The sequence below is a fragment of the Bacillus sp. 2D03 genome (genome assembly GCF_003946765.1).
GTDB lineage: Bacteria > Bacillota > Bacilli > Bacillales > Bacillaceae_G > Bacillus_A > Bacillus_A cereus.
Genome location: NZ_RPSJ01000001.1, coordinates 357,933 through 370,164, shown reverse-complemented (window position 1 = coordinate 370,164; position 12,232 = coordinate 357,933). Strand labels below are relative to the sequence as shown.

Below are 12,232 nucleotides of genomic sequence, written 5' to 3'. Positions count from 1 at the left end.
GTCTTTAAGAACCGATAAATTTAATAACAGTTGCAATGATGAAAAGTGTTGCGAAAAAACCAAATGAGACGATAAATCCTACCCCTGAATCAATAGCGTCATTGCGTTTACTTTGAACGTTTTGTTCAAAATCATTCATTTAGAATCCCTCCCCAACATTCCACTTTAGTATAAAATATTGTCAGAAAAAAATCTACAATTTCCATATGAAGAGAAAACGAGCTTTTTTGTTACTTGTAAATCATGAAGTAATGTGAGTTTTTCGTTTCCAAGCATGTTAACAGTTGGCACTTATACTCAAATTTTTATTGCGAATAATAAAGGGAAGGTGATTACCGCACACCAATAAGAAACCCGGGGCTTATTGCGTGGCGTTTAATATAAATAAAGGGACGGGTTATAAAGCCTGTTCCTTTGTACTTGTAAAACAACAGCTAGGGCATTAGTATAAATATATATTGCCAAGTTAGGGAGTAGGAAAAAGTATGAGTGATATACATAAAAAAATTAAAAAGAAACAGTTTGCTCCGTTATATTTAATATATGGAACGGAAGCTTTTTTTATAAATGAAACGATAAAGCTTATTACGACAGAAGCACTTGAAGAAGAAGATCGAGAGTTTAATGTTGTGACATACGATTTAGAAGAAGCGTATTTAGAAGATGTGGTTGAGGATGCGCGTACGCTTCCTTTCTTCGGAGAACGGAAAGTACTGTTAATAAAATCACCGCTATTTTTGACTTCGCAAAAAGAAAAGTTAGAGCAAAATATAAAAATTTTAGAAGAATACATTGGTGAACCTTCTCCATTTTCTATTCTTGTTTTTGTTGCGCCTTACGAAAAACTTGATGAGCGAAAAAAAATTACAAAACTATTAAAGAAAACAGCAGATGTAGTAGAAGCGAATGCGATGCAAGTACAGGATGTTCAGAAGTGGATTGTTGCTCGTGCAGATGAAGTGCATGTGCATATTGATAACGCGGCTGTTAGTTTGTTGCTAGAGCTTGTGGGAAGTAATGTAACGATGTTGGCGAAGGAAATGGACAAGTTAACGTTATACGTTGGTATGGGCGGAGAGATTACGACGAAACTTGTTGCAGAGCTTGTGCCAAAATCAGTTGAGCAAAATGTATTTGCTTTGACAGAAAAAGTGGTGAAAAAAGATATTGCAGGTGCAATGCAAATTTTGGATGGATTATTTACGCAGCAGGAAGAGCCGATTAAATTGCTTGCGTTATTAGTGAGTCAATTCCGCTTGTTGTATCAAGTGAAAGAGCTACAGCAACGTGGTTATGGACAAAATCAAATTGCGTCTCATATTGGTGTACATCCGTATCGTGTAAAGTTAGCAATGAATCAAACGAAGTTTTTCTCTTTTGAAGAATTAAAAAAAGTGATTATAGAATTAGCGGAAGCTGATTATAGTATGAAGACGGGAAAGATGGATAAGAAGCTTGTGCTCGAATTTTTCTTAATGCGATTAAATCATATGTGATGACACAAAAAAGTTCATGTATTTAGTGCATGAACTTTTTTGTATATAAAAAAACGATCCAAATGGATCGTTTTTTAAACGCCTTACGCGTTTACTTGTTTCGCTAAGCGAGATTTTTGACGAGCTGCAGCGTTTTGGTGGATAAGACCTTTACGAGCTGCTTTGTCAAGTTTTTTAGAAGCAGTTTTGAAAGCTTCTTTAGCATTTTCAAGATCGTTATTAGTAACTAAAGCTTCTACAGTTTTAACAGCAGAACGCATGTCAGACTTGATAGAAGCGTTATGTGCACGACGCTCTTCGCTAAGTTTAGCGCGTTTGATAGCAGATTTGATGTTTGCCATACTTTTCACCTCCCTGGTGCAATCGAATGACTCGATTCTTACATAGAACAAGTGATATTCTATCAAACGGTGAAGAGAATTGCAATAGTATATCCATGAAATTTCACGTAAAGGAAAGAATGACCTTATATAACTTTGGGAAATCTAACGATATTTACTATGAATTACGGAGGAGATACGATGAAAGAACCATTAGATTTAAGTAAATATAGCATTAGAACTGACCTTGCTGTAGAAGCTCATCAAATGTTGCAAGAAAGCCAAGAAGAACAAAAAGGGATACAGGGAGTTATTGTAAAAGAGAGAGAAGAAGAAGGTACTATAATTACAAAAGTAACGATTGATGAAGCTGCCTCTGAAGCGATGGGGAAAAAACCTGGAAATTATTTAACACTTGAAGTACAAGGGATACGTCAGCAAGATACAGAACTTCAACAAAAAGTGGAGCGTATTTTTGCAAAAGAATTTTCTTGTTTCTTAGAAGAGGTTGGAGTTACAAAAGAAGCAAGCTGTTTAATTGTAGGTCTTGGGAATTGGAATGTAACACCAGATGCTCTTGGACCGATAGTTGTAGAAAATGTATTAGTAACGAGACATTTGTTTCAATTGCAGCCTGAAAGTGTAGAAGAAGGATTTAGGCCTGTTAGTGCAATTCGGCCGGGGGTAATGGGGATTACAGGAATCGAAACGAGCGATGTTATTTATGGAATTATTGAGAAGACGAACCCGGACTTTGTAATTGCAATTGATGCATTAGCTGCCCGTTCTATTGAACGAGTAAATAGCACGATACAAATTTCTGATACTGGAATCCATCCTGGATCAGGGGTTGGGAATAAACGTAAAGAACTAAGTAAAGACACATTAGGTATCCCTGTTATCGCAATTGGTGTTCCGACTGTGGTCGATGCTGTTTCGATTACAAGTGATACGATTGATTTTATTTTGAAACATTTTGGTCGAGAGATGAAAGAAGGAAATAAACCTTCACGATCTTTGTTACCAGCGGGATTTTCATTTGGAGAAAAGAAAAAATTAACAGAAGAAGATATGCCGGATGAAAAGAGCAGAAATATGTTTTTAGGTGCTGTTGGTACGTTGGAAGAAGAAGAAAAAAGAAGGCTGATTTATGAAGTGCTATCTCCTCTTGGTCATAATTTAATGGTAACCCCAAAAGAAGTAGATACTTTTATTGAGGATATGGCGAATGTAATAGCGAGTGGTTTAAATGCAGCGCTACATCATCAAATTGATCAAGATAATACGGGAGCATATACACATTGAGGGGAACGAATGATTATGGTTTGAGTCGCTTTGCGCTTTTGTGTATATGTAGTGTAGCTTTATGTTTACTTATGATGATAGCAGGAGTGGCACTTGCTAATCATGGTTTGAAAAGTATGAAAGGCTATCAGCAATTGTCATATGAACAAATAGCTCATATGACAGGGACAGAAAGTACAGGTGCTGAATCAGAAATTTTGGGTAGCTCGTTTTCGGCCTCAGAAAAACAACAGCAATTAGAACGTTTAAGAAGTTTTAATGTTGTAGAAGGAATTGGGATGGCGGTAGCAAGTGTAGCTTATGAAATGACGAAGTTCGGGACGGATATAGTTGTTGGGAAAATAAAAGAAATTTTTAGCTAAGAGTAACATGGGAGGCGGTTGTTTTACTGATTTGTAGGACAGCCGTTTTAAAATTTGAAAAGGGTTTGTCTCTTATGGTTTATTCGCATAAGATATAGATAGAATGATTTGTATCGTAAGCAGCACGAGTTTTCATTGAATCTTTGTTGCTCTATTGATATAATCAGTGCTAGTGTATATTGGCGAGACTATTAGGAGTTGAGAACATAGATGAATAAAGAAGAAAGAGCAAAAAGACAGTCCAAAATTCGTAATTTCTCTATTATTGCTCATATTGACCACGGAAAATCAACGTTAGCAGACCGTATTTTAGAGAAAACAAACGCGTTAACACAACGCGAAATGAAAGCTCAGTTGCTTGACTCTATGGATTTAGAGCGTGAGCGTGGTATTACAATCAAATTAAACGCAGTACAATTAAACTATAAAGCAAAAGATGGTGAAGAGTATATTCTTCATTTAATTGATACACCAGGACATGTCGACTTTACGTACGAAGTATCTCGTAGTTTAGCGGCTTGTGAAGGCGCGATTCTTGTAGTAGATGCAGCGCAAGGTATTGAAGCGCAAACGTTAGCAAACGTATACTTAGCGCTTGATAACAATTTGGAAATTTTACCAGTTATTAATAAAATCGACTTACCAAGTGCGGATCCAGAACGTGTACGTCAAGAGGTAGAAGATGTAATTGGTTTAGATGCATCAGAAGCGGTACTTGCTTCTGCGAAAGCTGGAATTGGTATTGAAGAAATTTTAGAACAAATTGTTGAAAAAGTACCAGCTCCGTCGGGTGATTCAGAAGAGCCATTACAATGTATGATTTTCGACTCTTTATATGATCCGTACCGCGGTGTAATTGCTTATATCCGTGTTGTAAATGGAACAGTAAAAGTTGGCGATAAAGTACGTATGATGGCAACGGGTAAAGAATTTGAAGTAACAGAAGTAGGTGTATTTACACCGAAAACTACGCAACGTGACGAGTTAACAGTAGGTGATGTAGGTTTCTTAGCAGCATCGATTAAAAATGTTGGTGACACACGTGTTGGTGATACGATTACACATGCGAAACGTCCAGCTGCAGAGCCGTTAGCAGGTTACCGTAAGTTAAACCCGATGGTATTCTGTGGTCTGTATCCAATTGACTCTGCTCGTTATAACGATTTACGTGATGCATTAGAAAAATTAGAGTTAAACGATTCTGCTCTTGAGTTTGAACCAGAAACATCTCAAGCGCTAGGATTTGGTTTCCGTTGTGGTTTCTTAGGGCTTCTTCACATGGAAATCATTCAAGAACGTATTGAACGTGAATTTAAGATTGACTTAATTACAACAGCGCCAAGCGTTATTTATAAAGTTTATTTAACTAACGGTGAAGATGTTATTGTTGATAACCCATCTAATATGCCAGATCCACAGTCTATCGATCGTGTAGAAGAGCCGTTTGTGAAGGCTTCAATTATGGTTCCGAATGACTATGTTGGAGCTGTAATGGAGATTTGCCAAGGTAAACGTGGAACGTTTATTGATATGCAATATTTAGATGAAACGCGTGTTACATTAACATATGAAATCCCGTTATCAGAAATCGTATATGACTTCTTCGATCAATTGAAATCAAATACGAAAGGGTATGCATCATTTGACTACGAGTTAATTGGCTATAAACCATCTAAACTTGTGAAAATGGATATTCTTTTAAATAATGAACAAGTGGATGCTTTATCATTTATCGTACACCGTGATTCAGCGTATGACCGTGGTAAAGTAATCGTAGAGAAATTAAAAGAATTAATTCCGAGACAACAATTTGAAGTGCCAATTCAGGCGACTATCGGAAATAAAGTTGTAGCACGTTCTACAATTAAAGCGATGCGTAAAAACGTACTTGCAAAATGTTACGGTGGTGACATTTCTCGTAAGCGTAAACTTCTTGATAAGCAAAAAGAAGGTAAAAAACGTATGAAGTCTGTTGGTTCTGTAGAAGTACCGCAAGAGGCATTTATGGCTGTACTGAAAATGGATGACAACTAATATTTGAAATAAAAAAGAAGTCGTTTGTGCGGCTTCTTTTTTCTGTATAATTACTTTTTAGACATCTGAGCAGCTCTCATTTACAATAATGAGAGAGCTTTTTAGTTCATATAGAGTTAGGAGATTGTTAATGTCCGAAAATATTCGAAAAGATATTCAAGATAAAATACAAAATGGTAATTTTAATTGTGAAAAGGAATTGACGCTTTCTATTATTAGTGGAAAGTGGAAAGTTGTGATACTGTGGCATCTTGGTGTGGAAGGGCCACATCGTTTCAGTGAATTACAACGGTTATTCCCAAGCATTTCTCATAAAGTTTTGTCGAACCAATTAAAAGAGTTAATGGAAGATGGAATTGTTGATCGGACAGTATATCCCGAAATTCCTCCTCGCGTTGAGTATTATATGACGGAACTAGGCATGTCACTTTTACCGATCGTTGAAATGATGTATGATTGGGGAAAAATGCGAATGGAACAAATTCGTAATACGTTAGAGAAGTAGAGAACCCTCCGGAGTGCGGAGGTTTTCTTTTTAGAAAGGTAGGAGTTATATTTGGTACAAGCTGCATATATTCATATTCCGTTTTGTCAGCACATTTGTCACTATTGTGATTTTAATAAAGTGTTTATTGAACGCCAACCGGTTGATCAATATTTAGATTATTTAGAGAAGGAAATAATAAATACGGTTCAAAAAGTTCCGTTTGATAGTATAAAAACGATTTTTGTGGGCGGGGGAACTCCGACAGCGTTAAATATGGAACAGACAAAAAAATTACTCGAGATTATTAATCGTCATTTGCGTCCGTTCGCCCCAAATTGTGAATTAACATTTGAAGCGAATCCAGGAGATCTGCCGAAAGAGAAGTTGAATGTACTGCTAGAAGGTGGAGTGAATCGAATTAGTTTTGGTGTGCAAACGTTCCGTGATGAACTGCTTGAGAAAATCGGGCGCAAGCATACGAGGGAAGATGCATTCCTCGCGATTCGAGAAGCACAGGAAGTAGGATTTAAAAATATTAATGTAGATATTATTTATGCTTTGCCAGGACAGACGATAGAAGATGTAAAAGAAACATTAGATATTGCTTTTACGCTTGGTGTACAACATTTCTCTGCATATTCATTAATTGTGGAACCTAAAACAGTGTTTTATAACTTAATGAACAAAGGGAAATTGCGTCTTCCGGGTGAAGACCATGAAGCGAAAATGTATGAAATAGTAATGGATGAAATGGAGAAACACGGTTATAACCAGTATGAAATTAGTAATTTCTCAAAAGGTGACAATAAAAGTAGACATAATCTCACATACTGGAATAATGAAGAGTATTATGGATTTGGAGCTGGAGCTCATAGTTATGTGAACGGGGAACGTATTCAAAATGTAGGTCCGCTGAAGCAATATTTTAATAAAATTGATGAAACAGGATTTCCGTATTTAGATGTTCACAAAGTGACGGAGAAAGAAAGAATGGAAGAAGAGCTGTTCTTAGGGCTTCGAAAAACAAAAGGTGTTTCTAAAACGGCGTTCCGCAATAAATTTAATGTAGAGATGGATCAAGTTTTCGCGAAGCAGTTACAAAGCAACCAAGAGCAGGGATTGCTTGAAGAGGAAGATGGGCATGTGCGTTTAACGCGAAAAGGAAAATTATTAGGGAATGAAGTATTCCAATCATTTTTGATTGACTAATTAAATGTTCCATAGGCGTGAAAAAGTTTCATTATTTCGTGACGTTTCCGTTGACAATTGAATGTCAATTTTGGTAAGTTATTAATAGATTTAGCACTCAAAGACAAAGAGTGCTAACAGAGGTGATGATGAGATGCTTACGGAACGTCAGCTCTTAATTTTACAAACAATTATTGATGACTTTATTGGATCAGCGCAGCCCGTTGGGTCTAGAACGTTGGCTAAAAAAGATGAAATTACATTTAGTTCAGCTACTATTCGAAATGAAATGGCGGACTTAGAAGAATTAGGTTTTATTGAAAAAACGCACAGTTCTTCTGGACGTGTTCCTTCTGAGAAAGGCTACCGATTTTATGTAGACCATCTTTTAGCACCGCAAAACTTACCGAACGCTGAAATTGTACAAATTAAAGATTTATTTGCTGAAAGAATTTTTGAAGCGGAAAAAATTGCACAACAATCTGCTCAAATTTTATCAGAACTTACGAATTATACGGCCATTGTTCTTGGACCGAAGTTAAGTACAAATAAACTTAAAAATGTACAAATTGTGCCGCTTGATCGTCAAACTGCTGTCGCTATTATTGTAACCGATACAGGGCATGTACAAAGTAAAACGATTACCGTTCCGGAATCTGTTGATTTATCAGATTTAGAAAAAATGGTTAATATTTTAAATGAAAAGCTATCTGGCGTACCGATGGAAGAACTTCATAATAAGATCTTTAAGGAGATTGTTACAGTTTTACGTGGGTATGTTCATAATTACGATAGTGCAATAAAAATGTTGGATGGTACATTTCAAGTTCCGTTATCGGAAAAGATATACTTTGGAGGAAAAGCAAATATGCTTTCGCAGCCAGAGTTCCATGACATTCAAAAGGTTAGATCTTTACTTACCATGATTGATAATGAAGCCGAATTTTATGACATTTTGCGTCATAAACAAGTCGGGATTCAAGTGAAAATTGGTAGGGAAAACTCTTCGACGGCTATGGAGGATTGTAGTTTAATTTCTGCAACATATTCGATCGGCGAAGAGCAACTTGGAACAATTGCTATTTTAGGTCCTACGAGAATGCAATATTCTCGTGTAATTAGTTTGTTACAGTTATTTACGAGACAATTTACTGATGGACTTAAAAAGTAAATGAGAGTAATACATTCGCTCAAGTGATGAAATTTTCATTGCTGTGTGTAATATATAATGCTTAGGTAATCATGCTATGCATGATACCTAATACCTTTTAAGGAGGTGAATATTGTGGAAGAGCGTAACGAACAAGTGGTAGAAGAAGTAAAAGAAGCGCAAGTTGAAGAAGCTGTCACGCCAGAAAACAGTGAAGAAACTGTAGAAGAAAAAAGTGAGGCTGCTCTTTTACAAGAAAAAGTAGATGAGCTACAAGCGAAACTAACGGAAACGGAAGGTCGCACATTACGTCTACAAGCTGATTTTGAAAATTATAAGCGCCGTGTCCAAATGGATAAACAGGCTGCTGAAAAATATAGAGCACAAAGTCTAGTTTCAGACATCTTGCCAGCTCTTGATAATTTTGAAAGAGCAATGCAAGTGGAAGCGACTGATGAGCAAACGAAATCCTTGTTACAAGGTATGGAAATGGTGCATCGTCAATTGTTAGAAGCGCTGACTAAAGAAGGTGTGGAAGTGATTGAAGCTGTTGGTAAACAGTTTGATCCTAATGAACACCAAGCTATTATGCAAGTGGAAGATAGTGAATTTGAATCAAACGCGGTTGTGGAAGAATTCCAAAAAGGTTATAAACTAAAAGACCGTGTGATTCGCCCATCAATGGTAAAAGTAAATCAATAATTTACATAAAACTAGGAGGATTCGCCATGAGTAAAATTATCGGTATTGACTTAGGTACAACAAACTCTTGTGTAGCTGTTATGGAAGGTGGAGAACCAAAGGTTATCCCAAATCCAGAAGGAAACCGTACAACACCTTCTGTTGTAGCTTTCAAAAATGAAGAACGTCAAGTTGGGGAAGTTGCAAAGCGCCAAGCAATTACAAACCCAAATACAATCATGTCTGTTAAACGTCATATGGGTACAGACTACAAAGTAGAAGTTGAAGGTAAAGAGTATACACCTCAAGAAATTTCTGCAATCATTTTACAAAACTTAAAAGCTTCTGCTGAAGCATACTTAGGTGAAACAGTAACGAAAGCTGTTATTACAGTACCTGCATACTTCAACGATGCAGAGCGTCAAGCAACGAAAGATGCTGGTCGTATCGCTGGTTTAGAAGTTGAGCGTATCATTAACGAGCCAACAGCAGCAGCACTTGCTTACGGTTTAGAAAAACAAGACGAAGAACAAAAAATCTTAGTATATGACTTAGGTGGCGGTACATTTGACGTATCTATCCTTGAGTTAGCAGACGGTACATTCGAAGTTATTTCAACTGCTGGTGACAACCGTCTTGGTGGCGATGACTTTGACCAAGTTATCATCGATCACTTAGTAGCTGAGTTCAAAAAAGAAAATAACATTGATTTAAGCCAAGATAAAATGGCGCTTCAACGCTTGAAAGATGCAGCTGAAAAAGCGAAAAAAGATCTTTCTGGTGTAACACAAACTCAAATTTCATTACCATTCATTAGTGCTGGAGCTGCTGGTCCATTACACTTAGAATTAACGTTAACAAGAGCGAAATTCGAAGAGCTTTCAGCAGGTCTTGTTGAAAGAACATTAGAGCCAACTCGTCGTGCATTAAAAGACGCTGGTTTTGCTCCAAGCGAATTAGATAAAGTTATTCTTGTTGGTGGATCTACTCGTATCCCAGCTGTACAAGAAGCTATTAAACGTGAAACTGGTAAAGAGCCATATAAAGGTGTAAACCCTGATGAAGTTGTAGCATTAGGTGCTGCAGTTCAAGGTGGCGTACTTACTGGTGATGTAGAAGGCGTTCTATTATTAGACGTAACTCCACTTTCTTTAGGTATTGAAACTATGGGTGGCGTGTTCACGAAATTAATCGAGCGTAACACTACAATTCCAACAAGTAAGTCACAAGTATTCTCGACAGCTGCTGATAATCAACCAGCAGTAGACATTCACGTATTACAAGGTGAGCGTCCAATGTCGGCTGACAACAAAACGTTAGGTCGTTTCCAATTAACTGACCTTCCACCAGCACCACGTGGTATTCCACAAATCGAAGTAACATTCGATATTGATGCGAACGGTATCGTTAACGTACGTGCGAAAGACTTAGGAACAAGCAAAGAGCAAGCTATTACAATCCAATCTTCTTCAGGTCTTTCTGATGAAGAAGTAGAACGTATGGTACAAGAAGCGGAAGCAAATGCTGACGCTGACCAAAAACGTAAGGAAGAAGTTGAACTTCGTAACGAAGCTGACCAACTTGTATTCCAAACAGACAAAGTTGTAAAAGATTTAGAAGGTAAAGTAGATGCAGCTGAAGTTGCAAAAGCAACAGAAGCGAAAGAAGCATTACAAGCTGCAATTGAGAAAAACGAGCTTGAAGAAATTCGTGCGAAAAAAGATGCTTTACAAGAAATCGTACAACAATTAACTGTTAAATTATACGAGCAAGCTCAAGCAGCTGCTGGTCAAGCAGAAGGTGCGCAAGGTGCACAAGACGCTGGCGCAAAGAAAGACAATGTAGTTGACGCTGAGTTTGAAGAAGTAAAAGAAGACAAGTAATTCAACTGTAAACATAATAAGTAAGATGACAAAAAGTCAAAGTCAAGCGTGCCTTGACTTTGGCTTTTTTCACGAATGAGAAGCGATGTGTGAGGATCTTAAGTTTTTCGCTTTGCATACTGTAAGTGAGGAAACTTTGTTGCAAAGCACTTTCTTTCGGTGTTAAAATTACGTTTATGTGAAAGATTCGGGGGTTGTAAATTTATGAGTAAACGAGACTATTATGAGGTCCTTGGACTTAGCAAGGGCGCTTCAACAGATGAAATTAAAAAAGCGTATCGTCGTTTGGCTAAAAAATACCATCCAGACGTAAGCAAAGAAGAAAATGCAATTGAAAAGTTTAAAGAAGTACAAGAAGCATACGAAGTGTTAAGTGATGATCAAAAGCGTGCACAGTACGATCAATTTGGTCATGCTGGTGCAAATCAAGGATTCGGTGGATTTGGCGGCGGAGGAGACTTCGGCGGTGGCTTCGGTTTTGAAGATATATTTAGTTCTTTCTTCGGCGGTGGCGGTGGCAGACGTCGTGATCCAAATGCTCCGCGCCAAGGTGCTGACTTACAATATCAAGTCACTTTAGATTTTGAAGAAGCTATTTTTGGTAAGGAATTAAATGTGGAAATTCCAGTAGAAGATCCATGTGATACTTGTAAAGGTAGTGGAGCAAAACCAGGAACTTCAAAAGAAACATGTAAACATTGTTCAGGCTCTGGTCAAGTGAGTGTAGAACAAAACACGCCGTTTGGTCGTATCGTAAACCGTCAAGCTTGTGGTCATTGTTCAGGAACTGGACAAATTATTAAAGAAAAATGTACGACATGTCACGGTTCAGGTAAAGTTCGTAAACGTAAAAAAATCAATGTTAAAATTCCAGCGGGTATCGATAATGGTCAACAAATTCGTGTGTCTGGAAAAGGTGAAGCCGGCGTAAATGGCGGACCAGCAGGAGACTTATATGTTGTCGTTCATGTAAGAAATCATGAATTCTTCGAGCGTGAAGGAGATCACATTATTTGCGAAATGCCATTAACATTTGCGCAAATGGCGCTTGGTGATGAAGTGGAAGTTCCTACTGTTCATGGTAAAGTGAAGCTGAAAATTCCAGCAGGAACACAAACTGGAACAGAATTCCGCTTAAAAGGAAAAGGTGCTCCGAACGTACGTGGATACGGCCAAGGAGATCAATATGTAGTCGTTCGTGTTGTTGTACCGACGAAATTGACTTCGCAGCAAAAAGATTTATTACGTGAATTTGCAGGACAAGAAGAGCAGGATGATAGTTTATTCGGAAAGCTTAAACGTGCTTTCAAAGGGGAATAATGGAAA

12 protein-coding genes are annotated in these 12,232 nt (G+C 37.5%); 10 read left to right on the top strand and 2 right to left on the bottom strand.

Annotation, left to right across the window (positions count from 1 at the left end; translation table 11 throughout):
- Positions 1-4: 4 nt before the first annotated feature.
- Positions 5-139, bottom strand: coding sequence for a YqzM family protein (locus EBQ15_RS02190; RefSeq protein WP_000997609.1), 135 nt, complete (start codon positions 137-139; stop codon positions 5-7).
- Positions 140-485: 346 nt separating this feature from the next.
- On the opposite strand from EBQ15_RS02190, the gene holA reads away from it, so the two are divergent.
- Positions 486-1,496 (top strand): DNA polymerase III subunit delta, encoded by a 1,011-nt coding sequence (holA, locus tag EBQ15_RS02185; protein ID WP_001279908.1) that lies wholly within the window; start codon positions 486-488, stop codon positions 1,494-1,496.
- Positions 1,497-1,579: 83 nt separating this feature from the next.
- On the opposite strand, the gene rpsT is transcribed toward holA, so the two are convergent.
- Entirely contained in the window at positions 1,580-1,837 is a 258-nt protein-coding gene (gene rpsT / locus EBQ15_RS02180) for a 30S ribosomal protein S20 (RefSeq protein ID WP_001274011.1), read from the bottom strand.
- 180 nt (positions 1,838-2,017) lie between these two features.
- On the opposite strand from rpsT, the gene gpr reads away from it, so the two are divergent.
- The 9 genes from gpr to dnaJ all read left to right on the top strand — a co-directional run bounded on the left by gpr (position 2,018) and on the right by dnaJ (position 12,226).
- Complete coding sequence (gene gpr, locus EBQ15_RS02175; RefSeq protein ID WP_000662616.1) at positions 2,018-3,121, top strand: GPR endopeptidase; 1,104 nt, start codon at positions 2,018-2,020, stop codon at positions 3,119-3,121.
- Positions 3,118-3,483, top strand: coding sequence for a YqxA family protein (locus tag EBQ15_RS02170; protein ID WP_001215048.1), 366 nt, complete (start codon positions 3,118-3,120; stop codon positions 3,481-3,483). The genes gpr and EBQ15_RS02170 overlap by 4 nt, the downstream gene beginning before the upstream one ends.
- A 210-nt stretch (positions 3,484-3,693) precedes the next feature.
- On the top strand, positions 3,694-5,517 hold the full coding sequence (lepA, locus tag EBQ15_RS02165) for an elongation factor 4 (RefSeq protein WP_001030951.1): 1,824 nt from the start codon (positions 3,694-3,696) through the stop codon (positions 5,515-5,517).
- Positions 5,518-5,647: 130 nt separating this feature from the next.
- On the top strand, positions 5,648-6,022 hold the full coding sequence (locus EBQ15_RS02160) for a winged helix-turn-helix transcriptional regulator (RefSeq protein WP_001293539.1): 375 nt from the start codon (positions 5,648-5,650) through the stop codon (positions 6,020-6,022).
- A gap of 51 nt (positions 6,023-6,073) precedes the next feature.
- The gene (gene hemW, locus EBQ15_RS02155) at positions 6,074-7,213 is read left to right on the top strand and encodes a radical SAM family heme chaperone HemW (RefSeq protein ID WP_000249427.1); all 1,140 of its coding nucleotides are present in this window, start codon (positions 6,074-6,076) and stop codon (positions 7,211-7,213) included.
- A 133-nt stretch (positions 7,214-7,346) separates the two neighbouring features.
- The gene (gene hrcA, locus EBQ15_RS02150; RefSeq protein WP_000954941.1) at positions 7,347-8,363 is read left to right on the top strand and encodes a heat-inducible transcriptional repressor HrcA; all 1,017 of its coding nucleotides are present in this window, start codon (positions 7,347-7,349) and stop codon (positions 8,361-8,363) included.
- A 114-nt stretch (positions 8,364-8,477) separates the two neighbouring features.
- The gene (gene grpE, locus EBQ15_RS02145; protein WP_000392711.1) at positions 8,478-9,044 is read left to right on the top strand and encodes a nucleotide exchange factor GrpE; all 567 of its coding nucleotides are present in this window, start codon (positions 8,478-8,480) and stop codon (positions 9,042-9,044) included.
- Between the two features lie 26 nt (positions 9,045-9,070).
- Complete coding sequence (gene dnaK, locus EBQ15_RS02140; protein WP_000034706.1) at positions 9,071-10,906, top strand: chaperone protein DnaK; 1,836 nt, start codon at positions 9,071-9,073, stop codon at positions 10,904-10,906.
- Between the two features lie 204 nt (positions 10,907-11,110).
- A complete protein-coding gene (dnaJ, locus tag EBQ15_RS02135; protein ID WP_000043947.1) occupies positions 11,111-12,226 on the top strand; it encodes a chaperone protein DnaJ in 1,116 nt (371 codons plus the stop codon).
- Positions 12,227-12,232 lie beyond the last annotated feature (6 nt).

Bases quoted from the DNA above. Each gene is read 5' to 3' on its own strand.
- EBQ15_RS02190 (WP_000997609.1), bottom strand. From the start codon at position 139: ATGAATGATTTTGAACAAAACGTTCAAAGTAAACGCAATGACGCTATT.
- holA (WP_001279908.1), top strand. From the start codon at position 486: ATGAGTGATATACATAAAAAAATTAAAAAGAAACAGTTTGCTCCGTTA.
- rpsT (WP_001274011.1), bottom strand. From the start codon at position 1,837: ATGGCAAACATCAAATCTGCTATCAAACGCGCTAAACTTAGCGAAGAG.
- gpr (WP_000662616.1), top strand. From the start codon at position 2,018: ATGAAAGAACCATTAGATTTAAGTAAATATAGCATTAGAACTGACCTT.
- lepA (WP_001030951.1), top strand. From the start codon at position 3,694: ATGAATAAAGAAGAAAGAGCAAAAAGACAGTCCAAAATTCGTAATTTC.
- EBQ15_RS02160 (WP_001293539.1), top strand. From the start codon at position 5,648: ATGTCCGAAAATATTCGAAAAGATATTCAAGATAAAATACAAAATGGT.
- hrcA (WP_000954941.1), top strand. From the start codon at position 7,347: ATGCTTACGGAACGTCAGCTCTTAATTTTACAAACAATTATTGATGAC.
- dnaK (WP_000034706.1), top strand. From the start codon at position 9,071: ATGAGTAAAATTATCGGTATTGACTTAGGTACAACAAACTCTTGTGTA.
- dnaJ (WP_000043947.1), top strand. From the start codon at position 11,111: ATGAGTAAACGAGACTATTATGAGGTCCTTGGACTTAGCAAGGGCGCT.